The organism is Metallumcola ferriviriculae (genome assembly GCF_035573695.1).
GTDB lineage: Bacteria > Bacillota > JADQBR01 > JADQBR01 > JADQBR01 > Metallumcola > Metallumcola ferriviriculae.
On record NZ_CP121694.1, the window covers coordinates 1,371,927 to 1,394,703 of the forward strand.

The window sequence follows — 22,777 nt, forward strand, 5'->3', positions numbered from 1 at the left end:
CTTCACTAACTTGTTTTCATAGTATTTCTCAAAAACTGATTTTATCCCTGTTTTTACACGGGAATTTTTGATAACGAATCAAAGTGGGTAAAGAAGGATGTTAACGCTAATATAAAGAAAAGTTATATTATACTATTAAAAGAATGAAGGGGTAAGCAACTTACATCTAAACGGAGGTTATTATGGAAAAGAAATACATCCTATCCCTGGACCAAGGCACCACCAGCTCGCGGGCAATTCTTTTTAATAAGGAAGCCAAGATTGTGGGCTTTGCCCAAAAGGAGTTTAGCCAAATATATCCTCAGCCCGGTTGGGTGGAGCATGATGCCGTGGAAATTTGGGGTTCTGTGGCCGGTGTAGTAGGTGAACTATTGGCTAAGACCGGGGTAAAGGCGGTGGAAATTGCGGCTATCGGTATCACTAACCAACGGGAAACCACGGTGGTGTGGGATAAGGAAACCGGGGAGCCGGTGGCTAATGCCGTTGTCTGGCAGTGTCGGCGCACGGCGGCTATTTGTGATGACTTGAAGGAAAAAGGATTGGAAGCAGAGTTTCGCAGTAGGACAGGGTTGCTGCTGGACGCTTATTTTTCCGGGACCAAAATAAAATGGCTGCTAGATAATGTGCCCGGCGCCAGAAAAAAGGCGGAAGCAGGAAGGCTTTTATTTGGCACCATTGACACATGGCTGATTTGGAAGCTTACCGGCGGCAAGGTGCACGTGACCGACTATTCCAACGCCTCGCGCACGCTGATATATAATATCCATTATTTAAAATGGGATGATGTGCTGCTTGAACATTTGGATATACCGGCGTCTATGCTCCCCGAAGTGCGTGGTTCCAGTGAAATTTACGGATATACGGACGCTGGAGGTATATTTAACCGGAAAATAGCTATTGCCGGCGCAGCCGGAGACCAGCAGGCAGCCTTATTCGGCCAGACTTGCCTAGAGTCCGGTATGGCCAAGAATACATATGGCACCGGGTGCTTTATGTTGATGCACACCGGGGATAAGCCTGTCACTTCTAAAAACGGGCTGCTTACCACTATCGCTTGGGGTATTAACGGGCGGGTGCAATATGCTTTAGAAGGGAGCATTTTTGTGGCGGGCGCGGCAATTCAATGGCTGCGGGATGGCTTAAAGCTAATTGATGCGGCACCTGACTCTCAATATTTCGCGGATAAAGTGGAGGACAGCGCCGGTGTATATGTGGTGCCGGCCTTTACCGGTTTGGGAGCTCCATACTGGGACATGTACGCTCGGGGAGCCATCTTCGGCTTGACCCGGGGCACCACTAAAGACCATATTATCCGGGCCACTTTGGAGTCATTGGCGTACCAGACCAAGGATGTATTGAGGGCCATGGAGACGGATTCGGCAATTAAATTAAAGGCGCTGCGGGTGGACGGCGGAGCTGCGGCCAATGATTTGTTAATGCAGTTTCAAGCCAATCTGCTGGGAGTAAACGTGGAGCGTCCCCAGGTACTGGAAACCACTGCCTCCGGGGCGGCGTACCTGGCCGGGTTGGCAGTGGGTTTTTGGCAGCCGCAGGAACTTGATAAAAAATGGATTGCTGATGCCTCCTTTGCTCCGGACATGGACCAAGAAACTCGTGATAAGTTATATGACGGATGGAAAAAGGCGGTTAATCGGACAATGGGCTGGGCCAAGTAATAAATAATTTTTGCCTTCCAGGTGAAACTATAAAAAGAAATTCGATTAACTCGCGCAAAAGGAGGCAAAAAAATGGCAAAGGATGAGCGCAAGCGGATGATTGTCCAGGGAATAGCGCCCGAGGAATTGAAGCCGGGCGTAGATGAACCGGTGTATACATTAAATGACGGTAAAGCAGGGCCGTTGAGTTTTGACCAGAATGTCAGCCAACTTTCCCCGGAAAAAAAGGAAGCGTTTCAAAAGAAGCAGCCGGGGCAAAAGCGATGAAGGGGGCTGATTAGATGAACATTACCGATCAGTTAAAAGGCGAACATGAAATAATTCTTAGATTTCTCGGCATCTTAAAGGAAGCCTGCAACCGGGTTCAGCGGGGAGCATTTGACGACATCACCTTTTTTGAACGGTGTATTACCTTTTTGCGGGAGTATGCTGACTCGTATCATTATGATAAGGAGGAACGGGTGCTTTTCCCCGCGATGGAACAGGCGGGGATTGCCTATCAGCAACATAGGCATATTGAACACAAGTATGTTTATCAGTTAATGGCTGACTTAGACAGGGCGGTTACCGCAAATAACTTGTCCGCCATCCCCGCGCCGGCGTTGGAATACACTAACCTTTTGGAGGAACATATCATTACGGAAAATAAGGCGTTATACCCTGAAGTGGAGCGTGTGTTGGACGATCACCAAAAGGAAGAAATCCAAAAAGAGTTTGACAGGATTGAGGGAGTAATAACGAATGAAAAGGACCATAATTACATTATAGCAGAAGTTGACCAACTGGAAAATTACTTGCCGTAGTCTAGGTTTAGTGCGTTGGCTTTTATAATTCTTACTGTTTACTGTCAATAAAGATGGGTAAGGATAGAAATATTTATCTTAAATGGTTGACTTAATTTGGGGTTTTGCTTTTCGGGTGTTACGATTTAGAGAAATACGGCAGGTGAGACAATGACTAATCATGGAGATTTAGACTCTAAGTTAAAAACGGCCTTAGCTCAGTGTGAAAGACTTCAGCACGAGAACGGTCATTTGAAAAAGTTGCTGGGTGATAAAAGAGAAGAAGCGGGTAGGGCGGTATCCGGCTCAAAAGTTACTAAACAGTCAAGTAATGCGGATAAGAACAGGCTGTTTCGCAGCTATTTTCGCGGCCGTGATGATGTTTTCTCACTTCGTTGGGAAAATGATAACGGTAAGTCTGGCTATGCACCTGTCTGTATAAACGAGTGGAAACCTATTTGCGCAAAACCCGGTGGCAAATGTTCTTCATGTTTATTTCGTAAATTTAAACCATTGAGCGATAAAGAAATACAAAAGCATTTAGCGGGGAAACAGACCATCGGAATCTACCCTCTTCTACCGAATGATACATGCTGGTTTTTAGTAGCAGATTTTGATAAAGCTACTTGGCAGGAAGATGCCGGTGCATTTTTAGAAACTTGTGATCAGATGGCAATACCTACAGGATTGGAGCGATCCCGTTCGGGCACTGGCGCTCATGTTTGGATTTTTTTTGAGAATCCGGTTAAGGCGTCTTTGGCCAGAAAGTTAGGCTCTATCGTTGTGGACCACACTATGGAAAAAAGATATGAAGTTGGTTTAGATTCTTATGACCGTCTGTTTCCTAGTCAGGATACCATGCCTGGCGGTGGATTGGGTAATTTAATTGCTTTACCATTCCAGTTTAAATCTGCTCTAAAAGGAAACAGCTTATTTATTGACCGGAACTTTGAGGTTTACCCGGATCAGTGGAGTTATATTTCATCAATTAGAAAGATGAAACCGCAAGAAGTTGAAGCTGGGGTGGCCGATGCTCAAAGGAAGGGAATTGTCGGGCCGGGTAATGATTCTGATAAGTTAGACAATGATGATGTCGACCATATTTTATTACGGGAACAACCTCAACGAAAGAGATGTTCGAAACCTCAGTCGGAACAATTGCCGGAAAGGGTTAAAATTATTTCTGGTAATTTACTTTATGTGAAGAAAAGCGGCTTGCCCTCCTCGATTTTAAACAAGTTAAATTGGTTAGCAGCTTTTCATAACCCAGAGTTTTATAAAGCTCAAAAGATGAGGCTTTCTACATTTGGAAAACCGAGAATTATTTCCTGTAGTGACGGGTTTCCCAATTATATTGGCTTACCCCGCGGCTGCTTAGATGAGACTTTGAACCTTTTCAAAGTCCACAACATTATCACTGAATTATTTGACCGCCGATTTCAAGGTGAGTGTATTAAGGTAGAGTTCAAAGGGGAATTAAGGCCGCTCCAGGAGCAGGCGGCGAAAACGCTTTTATCCCATGATAACGGTGTGTTATGCGCGGCAACGGGATTTGGTAAAACAGTCGTAGGCTCTTACATGATAGCAAATAGGAAGATAAACACCCTTGTTTTGGTGCATCGGCGGCAATTAATGGAGCAATGGCGTGAACAACTTGCTGCATTTTTAGATGTACCGGTTGAGTCAATTGGAAAAATCGGCGGGGGTACTACCAAACCTACGGGATTTATAGATATTGGTATGTTTCAAAGCCTCAATAAAAAAGGCAAAATCAATAGTTTGGTATCCAATTACGGGCAGGTTATTGTGGACGAATGCCACCATATTCCTGCTTTCAGTTTTGAACAGGTGATGAAGAAAGTAAAAGCTAAATACGTGATGGGATTGACTGCGACTCCTATACGTAAAGACGGACATCACCCTATTATTTTTATGCAGTGCGGTCCGGTCCGGTTTCGGGTGAAGGATAAGGATTTACTGTTAGACAGGCCTTTTGAGCACATTGTCGTTCCCCGGCTGACAAATTTTAAGATACCTGGATATATCCACGACCCCAAGTTTCATGATATCGCTCAACAAATTATCATTGATAATGATAGAAATGATATGATCATTAACGACCTCATACACGAGGTGGAGGCAGGACATTCACCGTTACTCTTGACTGAGCGTGTGGCACATTTGGAGCATTTTGTAGCAAAATTAAAGGGGTTTGTAAAGAACATCATTGTGCTGCATGGAAGAATGAGCACTAAAGAAAAACAAGAGGCTGAAAAGCAGCTGAAAACCATAAGAGATGATGAGGAGCGTGTGATAATTGCCACTGGACGATATATTGGTGAAGGGTTTGATGATGCACGGTTAGATACTTTGTTTTTAACGATGCCTATTCGGTGGAAAGGAACTATTCAACAATATGCTGGCCGTGTGCACCGGAAGCACTATAATAAAAAAGTGGTAAAAATCTACGATTATATTGATACTTCTGTTCCGTTACTGGACAAGATGTATAAAAGCAGGCTTAAGGGCTACAAATATCTGGGATATTCAATCCAGTCGCAGACGATTGAGGGGAATGGGCAATTGTCTCTTGACGACTATCTTGGACCGTAAGGTGGGGAAGACTATTTCAAATGATTGCTAAATTGGGAACTTGCTACTAGAGGTGAAAGTTACGATACGATAAACAACAAAGTCTAGGAAGTGCGTAATTCCGGAACTTAATTAACCGAAAGGAAGTGCAGTGATGCAAGAAGAAATTCATAAAGATGGATATAGTGAGGAGTTTAGCGAGGATTCTTTCTTTGATAAGATAAAGAAATTTGGTAAGAAGGCTGGCATTAAGCATTAATGTTATTTATGCGGCATTACTGCTTTATTATGTCTTAAAAAAACCTAATATACCATTAAAAACAAAAGGGATAATCTTAGGTGCCTTAGGCTATTTTATAGTTCCGACCGACGCTATACCTGACTTAATTCCAGTTGTAGGTTACTCTGATGACTTAGGAGCTTTAGTTCTTGCCCTTGCGCAAGTTAGTATGCATGTGGATGATGATGTTAAAAGTAAGGCCAGACGAAAACTAACTGATTGGTTTGGGGATTTTGACGGTAGCGAATTAAAAGACATTGATGATAAATTCTAACATAGATGGTGATATTTTATCCTTCGGGGTTCCATACCAACGGTTTTTGGCGTTGGAAAGTAATGCTGAAGGAAATTTTCTTACCAAAGAAACCTGGCAAAAGATTTGTGAAGCTAGGCTCTAGTTTGGAGCTAATTAGAGTGATTTAAAATAACTTACAGCCCTTAAGCGGGTGTTCTTTACCTGCTTAAGGGCTTCTCTTCTTGAGACCGGGTTCACTGCGAGGTTAAATGTTTTTAGTTAATAAAAGTATTGACATAGAAGAAATGGTAATATATTATCTATTAAGGTAACATATTACGTAAAATTTATTATCAAGAAATTTGGAGGGAAAAGCAGATGAATAAGGTTTTTATGTTTGTGGTCATAATTCATGGTCTGATACACTTGATGGGTTTTGCGAAAGCTTTTAACCTAGCGGAAATCAGCGAATTGACCCAGGATATATCTAAGCCTCAAGGTGTGCTTTGGTTAGCTGCAGCAGTTTTATTTTTAATAACGGCAGTTATCTTCATACTAAAGAATGAAACTTGGTGGATGCCCGCAATTGCCGCTATAATTATCTCCCAGGTGCTTATTGTCAGCTCATGGCAAGATGCGAAATTCGGCACTTTGGCAAATGTTATTATGCTTATAGTTATTAAAGTTTTGGTTTGGTAAGGGAGGAAGGCTATTATGGACAAGGCTGACTTGGTCAGTAAACAAAAGTATATATTCGGCAGTCTATTTGTACTATCCAACAAGTTACAGGTGGTAATGGACCGCCAACTGAGCCAATACGATATGACTGCAAAACAATGGTTTTTAACAGCGGTGATTGAAGAGTTTTTTTCAACACCGCCCACCCTTACTGAATTAGCGGAAGCAATGGGAAGTACTCATCAAAATGTGAAGCAGATTGCGCTAAAGCTGCAAAAAAAAGATTTTGTGGAGATAATAAAGGACGACAAGGATCGCAGAGTGACCCGGGTAAGGTTGACGAAAGAAAATGATGCTTTTTGGAAAAATAGAAGTGAAGAGACAAGCAATTTTTTTCAAGAATTTTTTCAGGATCTTGGTGAAGAGGAAACCGGCATTATGCTAAGCTGTTTAGACAAGTTATATGAGGGGCTTTTAACAATAGAAACAAAGCTCGACTAGTATTCTTGCTTAAGAAAAGGAGATTTAAGTAATGATTAGCTTAAAACCCGAATGGTATCAGGCTATAAAAGTGCGCAGGTCCCGCAGGGAATTTATCACTAAGCCTATTGCTGACGATGTTATCAATGCCTTAACAGAATTCAGTAATGAACTTAATCGGTCTCTAGCCGGTGTAAGAACAGTATTGGTAACAGAAAAAGCAGAAGAAATATTTAAAGGGGCAATCGGTTCTTATGGAAAAATAAAAGGAGCCACAGCTTATGTCGCTTTCATTGGTGGTAAGAATGATGAAAATGTTCAAGAGAAGCTAGGTTACATGGGGGAATGTTTTATTCTTGAAGCCACATCAATTGGCCTATCCACCTGTTGGGTTGGGGGGTTTTTTAAACCGGAGGTTGTTGCTAGGCAAATAAATGTTTCAGATGATGAGGAAGTATTGTCAGTATCGCCTTTAGGGTATACAAAAGAAAAGCTTAGTTTAGAGGAAAATATCATGTCAGGGTTGGCATCGTCTCCTAAGAGAAAAAATCTTACTCAATTATGCCGGGGACTGACACAGGAAGAGTGGCCCGACTGGGTGAAAGCGGCTTTAGAGGCAGCGAGATTAGCTCCATCAGCGGTCAACCGCCAGCCGTGGAGATTTGAGGTCGATAAAGAATCTATAAAAGTGTCAGTTAATAATCAAAGATATTCTCATAACATATCTAAACGTCTAGACTGTGGTATAAGTATGCTGCACTTGGAACTTGGCGCACTGAGTAAAGGTGTCAAAGGAACCTGGGAGTATTTGACTGCGCCGGATGTTGCCGTATTTACAAAAGAGCAGTAGGGCCAGACCCTGACCTGATGAATAACCGGCAAGAAATTACTGAAGACAATATTTTTGTTCCCAGCATTGCCATACCCTCCTGTTAGGCAAGAGACTATAGAATTTAAAGGGGATCATAACAATTCCCCGTTAATCACCAGCTTGACCATGTGGTCGTCGATAATGCGGCGGCCATTTTGGACTCCATAAGACTATGAAATACTGCATTCGTGAAAAAATGCAACGTCCTTTTTGCATAAATGCAAGGAAGATATCTTTAACGCCTTTAGTCTGGTCCAAAGTGTTTTGAATTTTGTTGGCTATCAAGGGTTTACGTAATTTGTTTCAGCGAATTCCAGCTGGCATGGCTATTGCATCTATTTAGAGGTGTACGTGTTGCTAGTTAAACAAAAAAGGGGGCAAAAATTTGTGCATGTAAGTGGTAAAACAATAATTGTTACAGGGGCAGGTCGGGGTATCGGCAGGGGAATTGCCTTGAAGTTAGCTCGAGAAGGTGCGAATGTGGTTATTGCGGAAATGAACGAATCTGATGGACAGTCGGTGGCTAAAGAAATAGCAGATGAGTCAGGCAGGGCGCTATTTTTAAAAGTGGATATTACCGATAGAGTGCAGGTTGATCTGATGGTGGACAAGGTGGTCTCTGAATTTGATGTCATAGATGGTCTGGTAAATAATGCAGGCTGGGATAAAATCGAAAACTTCATTGACAGTGAAGAAGCTACTTGGGAAAAAGTGCTTGCGATCAATTTATTAGGGCCAATTCGTTGCTGCCAAGCAGTTCTAAAACATATGATACCAAGAAAGCATGGTAAGATTGTCAATATAGGGTCCGATGCCGGAAGAGTTGGCTCTAGTGGAGAAGCGGTATATTCAGCTGCCAAGGGTGGAGTAATATCTTTCACAAAAACCCTTGCAAGAGAAATAGCTAGGTATCAAATTAATGTAAATTGTATTTGTCCCGGGCCGTCGGATACCCCACTGTTTGCTGAAATTATCGGTGATAACCCAAAGATCGGTGAGGCATTAGTGAAGTCTATTCCGCTCAGGCGGTTGGGTAAGCCAGAGGACATTGCCAACGCTATTATGTTTTTAATTTCTAATGAGGCTCAATTTGTCACTGGTCAAACTCTTAGTGTCAGTGGCGGTTTAACAATGGTTTAGTTATCAGATGATGGTGGAATATCGATGGTGCAAGGGTAAGGGAGGTGTACAAAGGCTTGAAATTAGAAACAATTGTCTAAAGGTTCAAAATATTTAATAAAGAATATAACATAAAGGGGGAATTAATAAGATGGTTAAGCGATATGGTATCTTACTGTTAATTATGCTTACCTTGGTTTTTGTAGTGGCCGGTTGTGGTTCCAAGGAGGGGGCAGGAGACAAGCAGGGTACTGATAATACGCAGGATCAAGCTGATAAGACAGATGGTACAAAGGAAGTTGAAACTGAAACCTTGGTACTTGGGCTGGCAACTACTTTATCAGGTACCGCTGCTGATTGGGGTAATGGACAAGTGTGGGCAGCCGAAGAAGCTGCTAACCAGGTCAATGAGCATGGTGGAATTGAATTAGACGGTAAAAAATATCTATTTGATGTTGTCGCGTATGACAACAAATACACTGCCGCTGAAGGAAGTAAAGTGGCTCAAACCTTGGTCAGGAAAGACAAAGTTAATTACATCGTAGGTACTGTAGGCAGCGCTCCAACATTGGCTGTACAATCTATTACAGAACCGGCGAAGATTTTAATGCTTTCTACGGCTTGGTCGTCAGAAGCAAAAGGCACTGGTAAACCATATACCTTTACTTCACTTAATACGCCGCTGGAAGTATGTGAGCCAATGTACGGTTGGATTGCCAAGCAGTATCCGGATGCAAAATCTGTGGCCATGTTAAATGCCAACGATGCAACGGGCAAGGATACGGCCAAAGTGGCTAAGGATGTTTGGACTAACCTAGGGATTGAAGTTCTGGTGGATGAGTATTACAGTCGGGGTACCACGGAATTTTCTGCCATTGTTACAAAAATCATTGCGGCAAACCCCGATATTATTGACCTTGGGGCTACTCCTCCCGGAGATGCAGGATTGATATTTAAAGGGCTTAAAGAACAGGGATGGGATGGGGTTAAGCTGGTTACTGCTGGAACTTCTGTAGCAAACTTGGTAGACGCTGCCCCGGAAGCAGTTGAAGGTGTTTACTTGGGATTGAGTCCTGATTTCACTAGTGATAAAGCTTCACCGGTTCAGCGAGAATTGGAGAAAAAATATAACCAGGAAACTGGTGGCCATTTGAATGCTATCAGCGTTTCTAGCTATGATGCTGTCCAGGCACTGGTAGAAGCTATTAAACAGGCGAACAGTATAAAAAGTGAAGACTTACTAAAGGTTTTACCGAATATTACATTCGAATCTTCATACGGTCCCAGTGGATTTGGTGGGGCTGAACAATATGAAATACCTCAACAAATGCTGCTGCCCATAACAATTACCGAAATCCAAAATGGCGTGGGTGTGGAAGTATCTCGAGTGCTTCCCAAGGAGCTCGAAGAAAAGTTGAAATAGGTGTCATGTATGGGGTTTCCGGGAGCTTGCCTTCCGGGAACCCGAATAAATAAGGAAGGGGAGGGCTGATGGAACAAAACGTGATTTTTCAGCTGCTGGTTAATGCATTACAGCTGGGTGGGGTATATGTCATGTTTACCTTAGGGTTAACGCTAATATTTGGCATCATGAGCGTAGTGAATTTTGCCCATGGGGAAATATTTACCTTGGCCGCGTATCTCACCATTGTTTTTTACGAAGGTATTAGCAGCGTAGGATTAAACAGTTATACGGCGTATGTATTAGTATTAGTTTTGGTGGCATTAACGATAGCACTAGTTTCCTGGGTGATGGAACGAGTGATATTTCGGCCCTTTAGTGGTGATTTGGTTTCAGGACTTATCGTGTCCCTTGGTTTATCTCTCGCCTTACAAGCGATATTTTTGTTGACTTTTGGCGCTGAACCGTTAAGCATGGCTAGCGTTTTCAATGGAATTGTGACGCTTTTTGGTGGTATTATTTCCAGGGAAAAATTGGTAATAGTATTGTTTTCTTTAATTATTACTTTTGTTGTATATGCTTTGGTGCAGAGAACAAGGTTAGGGATGGCTATGAGAGCCATAACCCAAAACAAAGAAGCAGCTCAGCTTCAAGGAGTTAATTATAACAAGATATCCATAGCTGGTTTTGTCTTAGGGGGAGTATTAGCGGCTATAGCCGGAGTTCTCGTAGTGCCGGCAGCATTAGCTACACCACATATTGGGGCCGGGTACCTGATGAAGGCTTTCATTATAATTATCATCGGGGGGATGGGGAGCATCCCGGGAACTATTATAGCTGGTTTTTTGTTAGGGTTCATTGAGAGTATTACTTCATTCTACTTTTCTTTGCAAGCAAGTTCGATGCTGCTTTTTGCCTTGGTTATTGTAATACTAATAGTAAGACCAAAAGGACTGTTGGGCTATGAATAAAACTTATAAGTTTAGCAAAAGTATTGTTGGTATAACCGGCGGGTTGATTTTGTTGTCGGTGGTCATTACAGACCCGTATTATCTTCAAATCATTACTTGGTTAGCGATTAATTTTGTCTTGGCTGCCAGCTTGCGATTTATGATGCTTACTGGTGAAATAAGTCTTGTGCATGCTGGTTTTATGGGTATTGGAGCCTATACTTCTGGTGCATTGTCACTGGCAGGTTATTCTTTAGGGCTTACCATCCCTGCTGGACTGATTTTGAGTGGGATTGTAGCAGCATTATTTGGGTTGATCAGCTTGAGATTGAGGGGAGCATATTTTTTGCTGGTCACGTTTGCTTTCAGTGAAATACTTAGGCTGTTCTTCACTAATTACTTTAGCGAAATACTAGGCGGTGCCACGGGTCTTGTAGTTCCGGGTTTGGGCAGTATGGCCACCCTCTATATTGTAATAGTAAGTGCGGTTGTATTATGGGTCCTGCACTACATTGAACAGTCCAGGCTAGGCAGCGTTCTTAAGTGTCTCCATCAAAACATGGATTTAACTGAATCCATTGGCTACAATCAGTTTTATTACAAACTTGCGGCTTTTTGTATCAGCAGTTCTTTGGCAGGGTTAATCGGTGCTTTGTTTGCTCACTACAATTTGGTAATTGCGCCCCAAGACTTTACTTTCGTCTTATCCATATACGTGGTGGCTTATGTGATTATTGGTGGAAAGGGTAAATTGGAAGGGGCCTTGCTTGGTGCTGCTTTGCTGACTTTATTATCAGAATTCATCAGACAGTTCGGAGCTTTGGAGTCTTTGGCATACGGTTTAATTCTGGTACTTACCATGCTTATTTCTCCCGATGGTTTGCTGGAAGGTATTGGCAGGATCCCGGCTATGTTTAAAAGAAAAGCAAATATTGATATAGGGGGGAAGGTAGATGCTTGAGGTTAAGGGTCTTTCCAAGTCCTTCGGGGGGTTAGCTGCTGTAGCAAATGTATCTTTCCATATTGGAAAGGGGGAAATTGTCGGCTTAATTGGCCCTAACGGAGCCGGTAAAACGACTGTTTTTAATTTAATTAGCGGTATTCACAGACCTTTAAAAGGAAAGATTTTGTTTCAAGGTAATGATATCACTTCTGCTAATTCGGCTTCAACATCACGAATGGGTATTGCGCGTACTTTTCAATCGCCATTACTTTTTGGAGAATTAAGTGTCAGAGATAATATTCAGGTGGCTTTAAGAGATGGAAGAACGGTGGAAGAAATTTTAAGGTTTTTTGGTCTGGAGTGGGTTGAAAACGAAGTGCCCAACAATCTTCCTCATGGTTATCAAAGATTGTTGGGTATTGCCATAGCCATTGCGACTAAACCGAGTATGCTGATGCTGGATGAACCTCTGACTGGAATGAATCCTAGTGAAGCCGAAAAGGCGTGCCAAATAATAAAAGCTATTAACACTGAGGATTACTATTTTGCTGGTTGAACATAACATGAATGCTGTCATGAGTATCTGTCAAAGATTAGTGGTACTTAACTACGGGCAGAAACTCGCTGAGGGTAACCCAACGGAGGTACAAAAAAATGAGCATGTTATCAAAGCCTACCTCGGCAGCGAGGTTGAGCATTAGTAACTTAAGTGTGAATTATGGAAAGGCACGGGCACTGGCCAATATAAATTTATCTGTGGAACAGCAGGAAATTATTACTATCATTGGTTTAAATGGTGCTGGTAAAACCACATTAATGCGTAGCATTACCGGATTAAAGAAAATTTCAGAAGGCGAGATCATTTTTAACAACAAGAACTTGGCGGGCTGCTCAGTTGACCAGAGAGTTAAGTATGGTATAGCCATGGTGCCTGAGGGAAGATCGCTCTTCCCTAAAATGACGGTACGTGAGAACCTTGTAATGGGTGCTTATACCAGGCGGGATAAGGAAGAGATTACGAATAGTTTGGATAAAGTGATGAATTTATTTCCCGATTTAAAGAAAAAGGTCAGTGACAGAGCTGAAAGTTTGAGCGGAGGCCAGCAACAAATGGTAGCAATAGGTAGAGCATTAATGTCTGACCCGAGGCTTCTACTGTTAGATGAGCCTTCTATAGGCCTTGCCCCTATTATTGTTCAACATATAGCAGAGATGATTAAAGAAATAAATCGACAGCATGGAGTCAGTATTTTATTAGTTGAACAAAATGCCAGAGTTGCAATGAGCTTGGCAGACAGGGTATATGTACTAGAAACCGGGGAAATTGTTTTGGAGGGTCCCGCTGATAAGCTGCGAGAAAATACGAGGGTTCAGGAAGCGTATTTGGGAATGAAAGTTAAAGCAGGCTAATTTGGTTAAACAAATTAAGGAGGGTTATTAATATGGAATTCCAAGATATTATATACGAAAAATATGATGGTCGGGCAAAGATTATAATTAACAGAGTTCAGAAACTTAATGCATTCAGTAACTTGACTCTTCAAGAAATGATAAAGGCACTGACCGATGCTTGGGTAGACAAAAACGTGGGCGTAATAATTATAACAGGAGCCGGCGACCGGGCGTTTTCTGTTGGTGGTGACCAGTCTATCAGGGCTAAGGGGGGCTATGAATCTGAAGAAACCGATTCTTTGGATTTTCCTCTTGACAATTTACCGCTTCCTAATAATCACGCCTTAGTACTTCAGTTGATCAGAACTATACCGAAGCCAGTTATAGCATCGGTCAACGGTTATGCAATTGGTGGAGGTCATGTGCTGCATGTGGTATGCGATATGTCTATAGCGGCTAGCACGGCAAAGTTTGGTCAGGCTGGGCCAAGGGTTGGTAGCTTTGATGCAGGATATGGTTCTGCATATCTGGCAAGAGTAGTTGGGGAAAAGAAAGCACGAGAAATATGGTACCTATGTGAACAATATTCAGCAGAAGATGCGCTTCAGATGGGGTTAGTTAATCGTGTTGTCCCACCTGATAAACTGAATGAGGTGGTAGAAGAAATATGTGCGTCTCTATTAGAAAAAAGCCCAACGGCCCTTGCTGCACTTAAGGCATCTTTTAATGCCGAAACGGAATCAATTTGGGGTATTCATAATATGGCAGGCATTGCATTGAATTTATACTATGATACAGAAGAAGCACTGGAAGGCAAGAATGCCTTTATGGAAAAACGTAAGCCTGATTTTGCTAAGTACAGAAAGTAATTAATAGAAGACAGGCGAAAATATCGGGAGGAGGGATATATCTTGTATCTGACTAGTCTTTTGGAAGTAGCTTGGAGGGAATATCCTGAAAAAGTCGCAGTTTACGGCGAAAACATGCAGCTCACATATGCGGAACTTTATAACCAGTCGGACAGAATGGCTAATGCTTTACAGAAGTTAGGGGTAACTCGCGGGGATAGAGTGGGTATTTATCTATCCAGTCGACCGGAATTTTATATTTGTTATTGGTCTATAATTCGATTGGGCGCCGTCGCGGTATTGCTTAATCCCATGTATAAGGAGAGGGAAATCGAGCATGTTTTAACCGATACAGGTGCTAAAGTTTGTTTTACTGAGGAGTCAATTGTTCGGCGATTACAGGTGGTCTCGAAAGAAATTCCTGAAAAACTCAGTATCATCTGTCTAGGTAATTCCGCTGATACTCTAAGTTTTGATAGTCTGTTAAAGGACAATGATACCAGAGGAATAATCTCGGAAGCAAGACTTAATGACGTGGTGAGTATTATTTATACATCAGGCACTACGGGTAAACCCAAAGGAGCAACACATACGCACAAAAGTATTTGGAGCAATGTTTCCGCATTCTCTATAAATAACAAATTTACTTCAGGAGATGTATTATTATGCTGTTTACCGATATTTAATAATTTTGGCTTGAATGTAGTTTCTATGGCCACGTTTTATATTGGCGGAAATATGGTTTTGTTTGATAGGTTCGATGCCAAAAAAATACTCTCGGCAATGGGCCGTTATAAAGTTACCTATATGGCAGGAACGCCAACTATGTATGTTTATTTGTTACAAGAATATGATGTTGGTGACTATCACGTTAACACGCTGCGGGTGTGTAATAGCGGTGGGGCTAATCTTCCTGACGAAGTGATTAAAAAGTGGGAAAAAAGATTCAAAAGTCCCCTGATAAACGGTTATGGCCAGACTGAGGCAAGTGGTTTCTCAACCCTTACTCCAGTGGTAGGTGTGCGAAAGAACGGGGCAGTAGGACTGCCAATCAGTAATATTCGGGTGAAGATCGTAAATGAGGCAGGCGAGGAGCTATCACGAGGGAAAGTGGGAGAAATCGCTCTTAAAGGAGATCCCATTTCGGAGGTTGGCTATTGGAATAATGAAGAGGCAAATAAACAAGCCTGGCAAGACGGATGGTTCCTCAGTAACGACTTGGGTTATATAGATGAAGACGGGTATCTTTTTATCGTGGACCGTAAGAATGATTTAATTATTACAGGCGGCTCCAACATATACCCGGCCGAATTAGAGGAAGTTTTATATCAGCATCCTAAAGTTTCCCTGGCAGCAGTTGTCGGCGTTCCCGATGAAGTTAAAGGGGAATTAGCAAAAGCATTCATAGTTTTAAAAGAGGGCGCTGATTGTACTGAAAGTGAATTAATTAATTACTGTCGGGACAAATTAGCTGTCTATAAAGCCCCCCGATTGGTGGAATTCGTTAATGATATGCCCCGGGGAGTCACTGGTAAAATCCTTAAACGAGTACTAAAGGAGCAAGTAGCAGCCAGCAAGGATAATTAAATGCATAGATTATAAAACATATGACAATGATGTCAATTTGAGGAGGGGCCAGGCAATGTTGTTTAAGGGAAAAACAGCAGTTGTTACTGGGGCGTGTCAGGGAATTGGCGCTGCAATTGCCAAGGAACTTGCCCGCCAAGGGGCTCAAGTTGTGGTAAACGATATTCTTCAAAGTGCGGCAACTGATGTAGTCGAAAATATCAGAATGGCGGGGGGGAAGGCGCTTCCTATAATGGCAGATGTTACGAATTATGCTGCAGTGGATGCTATGATGGCTGAAACGGTACATTGCTTCGGAGCAGTAGACATTCTTGTAAATAACGCAGGAGCTGTTAGAGATAACCTCGTTTTAGATATGCCGGAAAGTGATTGGGATTCCATAGCAGATTTGTGCTTAAAAGGTTCTTGGTTTTGTTCCAAAAGTGCTTTGGGTTATATGAAGAAGAACCAGTACGGACGTATTATGAATATTTTTTCTGGGGCTTGGTTGGGTAATATCGGGCATTCCAACTATTCAGCTGTTAAGGCTGGTTTGGCTGGGTTAACGCGAGCTCTTGCCATGGAGTTTGTAAGGCATAACATTACCATAAATGCAGTCGCTCCGGGTTTGATAGATATGCCATTGTATACAAACCAACGTGAAGATGTCCAAGGGCAGTTGACGACTAACGCCCAACCTACTCCCTATATAGGTCAAGCGGAAGATGTTGCTAAGATCGTTGCATTTTTAGGTTCTGATAACAGTAGGTATATTACGGGGCAGGTTATTCATGTGGATGGTGGGAAAAGTCTATGTTGCCACAGTGAGTAAGGTATTACAGGTTAAACGGTCTCGCCTCTTAAGGATGAATTCTTACCACTAAGCATCCAAAATTAACGGCGTACCATATTATTACTGTCAAGCTACGGTCTCAAAAAGTATAATGGAATTACATCTCAATCGGCAATACTGAAAGGGGGTTATATTATGATTAGTCAGGAAAGACAGCATCCAAACCCTAACAACCTTCTTTCGCTTGAAGTGCGAAAGATGGGCATTGTTGCCAAATCGCAAGCGATGATGGAAGTTTTGCGGATGGCATTTCAGATCGCGACCGTGGACTGTACTGTACTGATTTTAGGGGAATCGGGGGTGGGTAAAGAGGCTATAGCGAAATTAATTCATGAGAATAGTAGTAATTCTGATGGACCTTTTGTGAAAGTCAATTGTGGTGCCATTCCCGAAAATCTACTGGAATCGGAGTTGTTTGGCTATGAATATGGGGCTTTTACCGGCGCAAAACGAGAGGGCAAGCTAGGTAAATTTGAAATGGCGCATAATGGTACGATATTACTGGATGAAATTGGGGATTTGCCTTTACATCTGCAGGTAAAATTACTTCGAGTTATCCAAGAGCGCGAGATAATTCGAATTGGTGCAAACCAATCAAGAAAAGTGAACATTCGGATACTTGCTGCGACTAACAAAGACTTGCGCGAAATGACTATGCAGGGTAAATTTAGAGAGGATCTTTATTATCGTCTTAATGTTGTGCCATTACACATTCCTCCGTTGAGGGAACGCCGTGAAGATATTATGCCTTTGATTGTACATTTTAAGAAAAAATATGAAAAGAAATATCAGATGGCGCGTACATGTTCTCCTGAAGTTGTCCGAGTCTATTTGTCTTACGATTGGCCAGGCAATGTAAGGGAATTAGAAAATGTAATCGAGCGGATCTACGTTATGGGTGAGCCGGGGAAAGAACTAACGCCGGAAAGATTAATAAAGTACTTCTTTAATGTGACATGGCAAGCTAATTATAAGAATAGCGTGACGGTGCATAAATTGGTTCCCCTCAAAGAGGCTGCCGAGGAAATGGAAATGCAGTTAATTTCTATGGCATTTAAACAATTTGGAACGATTTCTAAGGTCGCAGAAGTTTTAAACGTTGATCCATCCACCATAAGCAGAAAGGTTAAAAGGTTAGGTAAAGATGAAGTTTTTTATCAGGGACAACGGTAAATATGACTTTTATAAGAAGTGTTAAGGAAATAATCGTTAAAGGTGTCTGAAATCAGGCATCTTTTTTATTTGTCCAGCGCTTACTGACATAAATCAAGGGACTTGTCTCATATAATTAGGTAAAGAAAGATAAGGAGGAGGGGGGGAGAGGAAATTATGAAGCAGATATTGATTACCCCTAAGCTTTGTTTGGGTTGCCGCAGTTGTGAACTTGCCTGTGCGGTGGAGCACTCACTGTCTAAGGAGCTTTTCGCGGCAGTAATAAAGAAAGAACAGCCTACAGCAAGAATTTTTGTAGAAACCGATGGCGTGATAAATTTACCTTTACAGTGCCGCCACTGCCAGGATCCGGCCTGTGTCAACGCCTGCATGAGCGGCGCTCTGCAGCGGAAGCCAACGACAGGAATGGTAGTCGCAGATCAGAATAAGTGCGTGGGCTGTTGGATGTGTGTTATGGCCTGTCCTTTTGGTGCCATTGCCCAGGACCCGGAGTATAAGGTCATCAATAAGTGTGACCGCTGCCCTGACTTGGATCAGCCGGCCTGTACCGTCGCTTGTCCCACCGGTGCCGTCAAGTTTGTGGAGGTCAGTCGGTTCAGTCAAGAAAGAAGAAAACAGTACCTGACTTCTTTTGCTGAGGAAGAATAGCGTTTGGTATTAATTTTGAGGAGGTATCAAAATGTGGGAAACCGATAAAACAATTGATAAAGCTGCCCAACAGATGTTGAAAATAACGGCGGCTGACGGGGTGGCCACAGTCTGGGACCGTTATGAAGCCCAACAGCCCCAATGCGGTTTTGGCAGTTTGGGAATTTGCTGCCGTAACTGCCTGCAGGGTCCCTGCCGCATCAATCCTTTTGGCGAGCCTAAAAGAGGGGTGTGCGGTGCCGATGCCGATACTATCGTGGCGAGAAATCTGCTGCGCAGTTTAGCAGGGGGTACAGCTGCCCATGTAGACCATGCCTATGAGGCAGTGGAAGCGCTGGAGAAGATTGCAACAGGGGATATTGACTATGTGATAAAGGATGAAAATAAGCTTATTGCCACTGCTCGGCAGGTAGGAATAGAAACCGACGGTAAGGACAGTAAGGGTGTGGCCAAAGAGGTGGCACAAAAAGCTCTGGAAACTCTTAGCGGACACGAAGGCGAAATGGGCTGGCTTAGTGCCTGGGCCCCTAAGGAAAGGGTAGATGTCTGGCGGCAGCTGGGGGTAATCCCCCGAGGTGCGGACAGGGAAATCCGGGAAGCCATGCACCAAACCAGTATGGGGGTGGATGCCGACCCCACTAATTTACTGTTGGCCGGTGTCAAACAGGGACTGGTGGATGGCTACGCCGGTTTGAAGCTTGCCACTGATATACAGGATATTATTTTCGGTATGCCCCAGCCGGTTAAGAGTGAGGCTAACCTCGGAGTACTTAATGCGGAATACGTCAACGTGGTAGTGCACGGCCATGTACCCCTGCTTTCGGAGAAGGTATTAGAATGGTGCCGTAAGCTTGAGGATGAGGCGAAAGCCGCCGGGGCCAGAGGCATTAATGTAGCCGGTATCTGCTGTACCGGAAATGAAGTGCTGATGCGTCAGGGAGTACCCCCGGCAACCAACTTCCTGGGGCAGGAACTGGCCCTGGCTACCGGAGCGGTAGACTTGATGGTTGTAGATGTACAGTGCATTTTGCCTTCGGTTACTAACGTGGCTCAGTGCTACCACGGCGATATAGTTACCACTATGCCCATTGCTAAGGTGCCTGGAGCCGACCATATCCCATTTAGCTTAGAAGAAGCAGATCAGCAGGCGGAAAAGATAGTTCGCCAGTCAATAGAGTCTTATAAAAAGCGGGGTAGTACCCCTGTCCATATCCCTGACGAAAGGGCGCTTATTTTTGCGGGCTTTAGTGTCGAAGCTATTATCGGTGCGCTAAGTAAGGTCAATGCCGAGGACCCATTAAAGCCGCTGGTGGATAACATTAAGGCGGGTAACATCCTGGGGGCCGTGGCTACGGTGGGCTGCAACAATGTGAAAGTGAAGCAGGATATGATGCATGTGGAGCTGGTGAAGGAGTTAATTGCTAATAACGTCCTGGTTATAGCCACCGGCTGCTCAGCTCACGCCTTAGGTAAAGCGGGGCTCCTGCATCCCGATGCCACCAATAACCTGGCAGGGAATGGACTTAAAGCGGTGCTTACCGCAGTAGGTGAGGCTGCCGGCTTAGGCGGTCCGCTGCCGCCGGTACTGCACATGGGAAGCTGTGTTGATAACTCCCGTATCGGTGATTTGCTGACAGCGCTGGCCGGGTACATGGGAGTAAATATTAAAGACCTGCCCGTAGCAGCGTCCGCTCCCGAGCCTCAGCACGAAAAGGCTTTGAGCATCGGCACCTGGGCCGTAGCCCTGGGGGTATTTACCCACTTGGGCCTGCCGCCCCACATTTTAGGGAGCAAAGCGGTGACCGGTACCTTGACTGATAAGGTGGAAGACCTGCTTGGCGGTAAGTTCTACGTGGAAAGCGACCCGGCCAAGGCAGCAGCGGGCATTATCCGGCACATTAAGGATAAGCGCCATGCTCTGGGACTGTAACGGAGGGAGACTATGGCTTACGTAATCATTGGCAATAGTGCAGCGGGGATTGCGGCGGCAGAGGGCATCCGCCAACAGGATAAAAGCAAATCGATTGCCATCATCAGCGATGAACCTCATGCGGCGTATTCCCGCTGTCTCACCTCATATTACCTGGGAGGTGAGGTGACCGAGGCGGGTATGCAGCTGCGGCAGGATGGTTTTTATACCAATATGGGCATCGACCTGCGGGCAGGGCAGAAAGTCACCTGTATTGACCCCGATAGTAAGAAAGTGGTTATGGAAGGCGGCATGAAAATTGCTTATGATAAACTGCTCATAGCCGCGGGAGCGTCACCCAAGGTCCCCGACTTACCCGGGCTTAGCAGCAGCGGGATCTTTACCTTGAGGACTTTGGCCGATGCCAAGAGAATAGCCCAAGCGGCTGATAAGGGTAATAAGGCAGTGATTCTAGGCGGCGGTTTGGTCAGCTTAAAGACTGCAGCAGCATTGCGCCATCGGGGTACTGATGTGACGGTGCTGGTCAGTTCTAACCGAGTGATGTCCCGCACTTTGGGTGAGACTGCTGCCAAGATGGTGGAGGAGCAGCTTGGCGATTTGGGTGTCACGGTAATAACAAGAAGCAGCGTTAAAGCTGTAGAAGCCGACGCTAGCGGCAATGTTTCCGGGGTAAAGCTTGAAAACGGTGAACTATTCCCCGCGGATTTTGTTGTGGTAGGGAAAGGCGTCCGACCAAATACGGGTATTTTAGAACAAGCCGGTTTGGTGACGGCAGCGGGACAACCGGTTAGTGTCAACCGGTATCAGGAGACTAGACTAGAGGGTGTTTACGCCGCCGGGGATGTGGCTCTTACCTACGATATCTTAGAAGAAAGGTATGTCTACAATGCGATTTGGCCTAACGCGGTGGAACAGGGTAAAATTGCCGGTGCCAATATGGCGGGAGCAGCAAAAGTTTATGGCGGTTCTATCAGCATGAACGCAGCGGTATTCGGCGGCATGTCCATCATTGCTGCCGGAATTGGCCAACCCCAACAAAGCGGGTTCCGCGTGTTTGAAGAGAGAAACAGCAAACAGAGGAGTTACCAACAGCTAGTTGTGGCAGAAAACCGTCTAGCAGGGTATACACTGATAGGTGATACGGCCAGGGCCGGCCTCTACACCGCCCTGATAAAATCACGTCAGGTTTTTAAGAGTGTAGACAAATTGGTTCACTGCTGCAACCGCAGCTATGTTACTCTCTCCTCTTACGGGTAAATAGTAAAAGCAGCCTTCCCGCTTGTATACAAGGAAAGCTGCTTTTAATTTTATTCTGCAAACACTGATTGTTCCTAACGCCAGGTTACCACCGGTTCGCTGCGCAGCGGAATGCGCTGATAACGATATTTCGGATAACCAATTAATAAAGCGCCAAAGCATTGATGCCCTTTAGGCAGAGCTAAGGCATCTTTCATCGGCGGGTAGAATATTGAGGCTGAGGTGAAATAGCCGGCCCAACAGGCACCGATTCCCATGGAATATGCGGCCTGCTCCAAATGAGTCAACGCGACGACACAGTCGGAACTAGCAGAAGGATACGCCTTATGCGCATGGGCTATTACCATGTGCGGCGCCTTACGGCAGATTCTATCCTGGCCGTTTTCCCATAGAGTTACCAAGGCGTCAAAGCGTGCAGCTTTTGCCTGCTCGGGTTGTTCTTTAATCATATAACGCATCCAATCAATTGTAATCTGGGCTAAACGCTGTACTTCTTTTGAATCCTCTATCACTAACCACTGCACAGGCCGTTTATTACTGCCTGAGGGGGCATAATTAGCGGTGCTAATCAGCTCTGAGAAGACCTTCCGGGGAACGGGCTTATCCTTATAACTACGAATGGAACGCCGGGCAGCGAAAAAATGGCTCAACTGCTCAGGACTTGGCAATAAGTCAGATTGTACCGGAAGGCAGTCCTCAGGTTTGAGATTTTTCAATGACAATGCGCCTTTGGGGCAAACCGCCACGCAATGCCCACAGTCGATACATAAGTCTTCCGCTCCCCGTACTGGAACAGGGTAGCCCTTATCCTTCTGCATTTTAATAATTTTTGCCGGGCATTCCGCAGCGCAAATGCCGTCACCTTTACACTTAGCTACATCAACAGTAAAAAGACTCACTTTCTATCATCCTCCTGAAATTACGATTTGAGCAGTCATTATCCATAAGCTCTATTTGTCTGATAATTCAACAAAAATCTAATGAAACCTGCTTTTTGGTCTAAGAGGGTAATAAATAAGGGCTAAACCAATCGGTTTAGCCCTTATTTAGAGAGAAAAATGAGAAAAATTATGGAAACTTAGAAGGATAACTTTAGTTGTGT

The 22,777-nt window shown here is 44.1% G+C and carries 22 protein-coding genes and 1 pseudogene; 22 read left to right on the forward strand and 1 reads right to left on the reverse strand.

Translation table 11 applies throughout. The features are described from left to right. Window positions 1–182 precede the first annotated feature (182 nt). The 22 genes and pseudogenes from glpK (at window position 183) to MFMK1_RS06955 (ending at window position 21,675) form a co-directional block, all read left to right on the forward strand. Window positions 183–1,676 carry a glycerol kinase GlpK gene (gene glpK, locus MFMK1_RS06850; protein ID WP_366924380.1) on the forward strand — a complete coding sequence of 498 codons (1,494 nt, stop codon included), beginning with the start codon at window positions 183–185 and terminating at the stop codon, window positions 1,674–1,676. A 72-nt stretch (window positions 1,677–1,748) separates the two neighbouring features. Further along, on the forward strand, window positions 1,749–1,943 hold the full coding sequence (locus MFMK1_RS06855) for a hypothetical protein (RefSeq protein WP_366924381.1): 195 nt from the start codon (window positions 1,749–1,751) through the stop codon (window positions 1,941–1,943). Window positions 1,944–1,957: 14 nt separating this feature from the next. Then, complete coding sequence (locus MFMK1_RS06860) at window positions 1,958–2,479, forward strand: hemerythrin domain-containing protein (protein ID WP_366924382.1); 522 nt, start codon at window positions 1,958–1,960, stop codon at window positions 2,477–2,479. A gap of 150 nt (window positions 2,480–2,629) precedes the next feature. Beyond that, the gene (locus MFMK1_RS06865) at window positions 2,630–5,071 is read left to right on the forward strand and encodes a TOTE conflict system archaeo-eukaryotic primase domain-containing protein (RefSeq protein ID WP_366924383.1); all 2,442 of its coding nucleotides are present in this window, start codon (window positions 2,630–2,632) and stop codon (window positions 5,069–5,071) included. A 133-nt stretch (window positions 5,072–5,204) separates the two neighbouring features. Beyond that, a pseudogene (locus tag MFMK1_RS06870) lies at window positions 5,205–5,604 on the forward strand (YkvA family protein). Window positions 5,605–5,943: 339 nt separating this feature from the next. Continuing rightward, window positions 5,944–6,264, forward strand: a complete 321-nt coding sequence (locus MFMK1_RS06875; RefSeq protein WP_366924384.1) for a hypothetical protein — start codon at window positions 5,944–5,946, stop codon at window positions 6,262–6,264. A 15-nt stretch (window positions 6,265–6,279) separates the two neighbouring features. Beyond that, window positions 6,280–6,744, forward strand: a complete 465-nt coding sequence (locus MFMK1_RS06880; protein ID WP_366924385.1) for a MarR family winged helix-turn-helix transcriptional regulator — start codon at window positions 6,280–6,282, stop codon at window positions 6,742–6,744. A gap of 31 nt (window positions 6,745–6,775) precedes the next feature. Continuing rightward, the gene (locus MFMK1_RS06885; protein ID WP_366924386.1) at window positions 6,776–7,573 is read left to right on the forward strand and encodes a nitroreductase family protein; all 798 of its coding nucleotides are present in this window, start codon (window positions 6,776–6,778) and stop codon (window positions 7,571–7,573) included. Window positions 7,574–7,981: 408 nt separating this feature from the next. After that, window positions 7,982–8,734, forward strand: a complete 753-nt coding sequence (locus tag MFMK1_RS06890) for an SDR family NAD(P)-dependent oxidoreductase (protein ID WP_366924387.1) — start codon at window positions 7,982–7,984, stop codon at window positions 8,732–8,734. Between the two features lie 130 nt (window positions 8,735–8,864). Next, window positions 8,865–10,136, forward strand: coding sequence for an ABC transporter substrate-binding protein (locus tag MFMK1_RS06895; protein ID WP_366924388.1), 1,272 nt, complete (start codon window positions 8,865–8,867; stop codon window positions 10,134–10,136). Between the two features lie 68 nt (window positions 10,137–10,204). Further along, entirely contained in the window at window positions 10,205–11,086 is an 882-nt protein-coding gene (locus MFMK1_RS06900) for a branched-chain amino acid ABC transporter permease (protein ID WP_366924389.1), read from the forward strand. Next, window positions 11,079–12,026 (forward strand): branched-chain amino acid ABC transporter permease, encoded by a 948-nt coding sequence (locus MFMK1_RS06905; RefSeq protein ID WP_366924390.1) that lies wholly within the window; start codon window positions 11,079–11,081, stop codon window positions 12,024–12,026. Before MFMK1_RS06900 ends, MFMK1_RS06905 begins: the two co-directional genes overlap by 8 nt. Further along, window positions 12,019–12,564, forward strand: coding sequence for an ABC transporter ATP-binding protein (locus MFMK1_RS06910; RefSeq protein ID WP_366924391.1), 546 nt, complete (start codon window positions 12,019–12,021; stop codon window positions 12,562–12,564). Before MFMK1_RS06905 ends, MFMK1_RS06910 begins: the two co-directional genes overlap by 8 nt. A 19-nt stretch (window positions 12,565–12,583) precedes the next feature. Then, a complete protein-coding gene (locus MFMK1_RS06915; RefSeq protein WP_366924895.1) occupies window positions 12,584–12,709 on the forward strand; it encodes an ABC transporter ATP-binding protein C-terminal domain-containing protein in 126 nt (41 codons plus the stop codon). Beyond that, window positions 12,663–13,418, forward strand: coding sequence for an ABC transporter ATP-binding protein (locus tag MFMK1_RS06920; protein WP_366924392.1), 756 nt, complete (start codon window positions 12,663–12,665; stop codon window positions 13,416–13,418). The genes MFMK1_RS06915 and MFMK1_RS06920 overlap by 47 nt, the downstream gene beginning before the upstream one ends. A gap of 32 nt (window positions 13,419–13,450) precedes the next feature. Next, window positions 13,451–14,269 (forward strand): enoyl-CoA hydratase-related protein, encoded by an 819-nt coding sequence (locus MFMK1_RS06925; protein WP_366924393.1) that lies wholly within the window; start codon window positions 13,451–13,453, stop codon window positions 14,267–14,269. A 42-nt stretch (window positions 14,270–14,311) separates the two neighbouring features. Further along, a complete protein-coding gene (locus MFMK1_RS06930; RefSeq protein ID WP_366924394.1) occupies window positions 14,312–15,835 on the forward strand; it encodes a class I adenylate-forming enzyme family protein in 1,524 nt (507 codons plus the stop codon). 55 nt (window positions 15,836–15,890) lie between these two features. Then, window positions 15,891–16,646 (forward strand): SDR family oxidoreductase, encoded by a 756-nt coding sequence (locus MFMK1_RS06935; protein WP_366924395.1) that lies wholly within the window; start codon window positions 15,891–15,893, stop codon window positions 16,644–16,646. A 156-nt stretch (window positions 16,647–16,802) separates the two neighbouring features. Continuing rightward, window positions 16,803–17,840 (forward strand): sigma-54 interaction domain-containing protein, encoded by a 1,038-nt coding sequence (locus MFMK1_RS06940; RefSeq protein WP_366924396.1) that lies wholly within the window; start codon window positions 16,803–16,805, stop codon window positions 17,838–17,840. 156 nt (window positions 17,841–17,996) lie between these two features. Further along, window positions 17,997–18,488, forward strand: a complete 492-nt coding sequence (locus tag MFMK1_RS06945) for a 4Fe-4S dicluster domain-containing protein (protein WP_366924397.1) — start codon at window positions 17,997–17,999, stop codon at window positions 18,486–18,488. Between the two features lie 31 nt (window positions 18,489–18,519). After that, on the forward strand, window positions 18,520–20,418 hold the full coding sequence (gene cooS / locus MFMK1_RS06950) for an anaerobic carbon-monoxide dehydrogenase catalytic subunit (protein ID WP_366924398.1): 1,899 nt from the start codon (window positions 18,520–18,522) through the stop codon (window positions 20,416–20,418). A 12-nt stretch (window positions 20,419–20,430) separates the two neighbouring features. Then, window positions 20,431–21,675, forward strand: coding sequence for an NAD(P)/FAD-dependent oxidoreductase (locus tag MFMK1_RS06955; RefSeq protein WP_366924399.1), 1,245 nt, complete (start codon window positions 20,431–20,433; stop codon window positions 21,673–21,675). Between the two features lie 74 nt (window positions 21,676–21,749). Here MFMK1_RS06955 and MFMK1_RS06960 read toward each other — a convergent pair whose 3' ends face one another. Next, window positions 21,750–22,574, reverse strand: coding sequence for a nitroreductase family protein (locus MFMK1_RS06960; protein WP_366924400.1), 825 nt, complete (start codon window positions 22,572–22,574; stop codon window positions 21,750–21,752). Window positions 22,575–22,777 lie beyond the last annotated feature (203 nt).

What these genes read in the sequence shown, in the direction of transcription:
- MFMK1_RS06910 (WP_366924391.1), top strand. Translation starts at nt 12,019, where the DNA reads ATGCTTGAGGTTAAGGGTCTTTCCAAGTCCTTCGGGGGGTTAGCTGCT.
- MFMK1_RS06915 (WP_366924895.1), top strand. Translation starts at nt 12,584, where the DNA reads ATGAGTATCTGTCAAAGATTAGTGGTACTTAACTACGGGCAGAAACTC.
- MFMK1_RS06880 (WP_366924385.1), top strand. Translation starts at nt 6,280, where the DNA reads ATGGACAAGGCTGACTTGGTCAGTAAACAAAAGTATATATTCGGCAGT.
- MFMK1_RS06940 (WP_366924396.1), top strand. Translation starts at nt 16,803, where the DNA reads ATGATTAGTCAGGAAAGACAGCATCCAAACCCTAACAACCTTCTTTCG.
- cooS (WP_366924398.1), top strand. Translation starts at nt 18,520, where the DNA reads ATGTGGGAAACCGATAAAACAATTGATAAAGCTGCCCAACAGATGTTG.
- MFMK1_RS06855 (WP_366924381.1), top strand. Translation starts at nt 1,749, where the DNA reads ATGGCAAAGGATGAGCGCAAGCGGATGATTGTCCAGGGAATAGCGCCC.
- MFMK1_RS06955 (WP_366924399.1), top strand. Translation starts at nt 20,431, where the DNA reads ATGGCTTACGTAATCATTGGCAATAGTGCAGCGGGGATTGCGGCGGCA.
- MFMK1_RS06925 (WP_366924393.1), top strand. Translation starts at nt 13,451, where the DNA reads ATGGAATTCCAAGATATTATATACGAAAAATATGATGGTCGGGCAAAG.
- MFMK1_RS06945 (WP_366924397.1), top strand. Translation starts at nt 17,997, where the DNA reads ATGAAGCAGATATTGATTACCCCTAAGCTTTGTTTGGGTTGCCGCAGT.
- glpK (WP_366924380.1), top strand. Translation starts at nt 183, where the DNA reads ATGGAAAAGAAATACATCCTATCCCTGGACCAAGGCACCACCAGCTCG.
- MFMK1_RS06905 (WP_366924390.1), top strand. Translation starts at nt 11,079, where the DNA reads ATGAATAAAACTTATAAGTTTAGCAAAAGTATTGTTGGTATAACCGGC.
- MFMK1_RS06865 (WP_366924383.1), top strand. Translation starts at nt 2,630, where the DNA reads ATGACTAATCATGGAGATTTAGACTCTAAGTTAAAAACGGCCTTAGCT.
- MFMK1_RS06935 (WP_366924395.1), top strand. Translation starts at nt 15,891, where the DNA reads ATGTTGTTTAAGGGAAAAACAGCAGTTGTTACTGGGGCGTGTCAGGGA.
- MFMK1_RS06860 (WP_366924382.1), top strand. Translation starts at nt 1,958, where the DNA reads ATGAACATTACCGATCAGTTAAAAGGCGAACATGAAATAATTCTTAGA.
- MFMK1_RS06900 (WP_366924389.1), top strand. Translation starts at nt 10,205, where the DNA reads ATGGAACAAAACGTGATTTTTCAGCTGCTGGTTAATGCATTACAGCTG.
- MFMK1_RS06920 (WP_366924392.1), top strand. Translation starts at nt 12,663, where the DNA reads ATGAGCATGTTATCAAAGCCTACCTCGGCAGCGAGGTTGAGCATTAGT.
- MFMK1_RS06885 (WP_366924386.1), top strand. Translation starts at nt 6,776, where the DNA reads ATGATTAGCTTAAAACCCGAATGGTATCAGGCTATAAAAGTGCGCAGG.
- MFMK1_RS06875 (WP_366924384.1), top strand. Translation starts at nt 5,944, where the DNA reads ATGAATAAGGTTTTTATGTTTGTGGTCATAATTCATGGTCTGATACAC.
- MFMK1_RS06895 (WP_366924388.1), top strand. Translation starts at nt 8,865, where the DNA reads ATGGTTAAGCGATATGGTATCTTACTGTTAATTATGCTTACCTTGGTT.